The sequence below is a fragment of the Planktothrix tepida PCC 9214 genome (genome assembly GCF_900009145.1).
Classification (GTDB): Bacteria; Cyanobacteriota; Cyanobacteriia; order Cyanobacteriales; family Microcoleaceae; genus Planktothrix; species Planktothrix tepida.
In genome coordinates, this window is sequence record NZ_LN889846.1 from 1 (window position 1) to 359 (window position 359).

At 42.6% G+C, this 359-nt stretch carries 1 protein-coding gene; it reads right to left on the reverse strand.

Annotated elements, in window-relative coordinates; translation table 11 throughout:
* Positions 1-359, reverse strand: a 359-nt coding sequence (locus PL9214_RS30325; protein ID WP_139295211.1) for a cadherin-like domain-containing protein, incomplete at both ends; no start/stop codon positions are given.

The window sequence follows — 359 nt, forward strand, 5'->3', positions numbered from 1 at the left end:
CCCTGACCATCACTAATGGTATACAAGAAACTAGCCGGCCCTGTATAGTTATTGACTGGGGTAAACAGAACATTTCCATTACTGAGGGTAACAGTTCCATTTGTGGGATTACTAACTTGAGTAATCGTTAACGGATCATTATTCGGATCGGTATCATTTGCTAAGAGAGTGGAAGAGGATATTGTTAAGAGTTGATTTTGCGTCCCCACCACACTATCATTCACCGCATTCGGTGGCTGATTCGGCTGATTAATATTAATATTAACCGTCGCGCTACTGGTTCCGCCCTGACCATCACTAATGGTATACAAGAAACTAGCCGGCCCTGTATAGTTATTGACTGGGGTAAACAGAACATT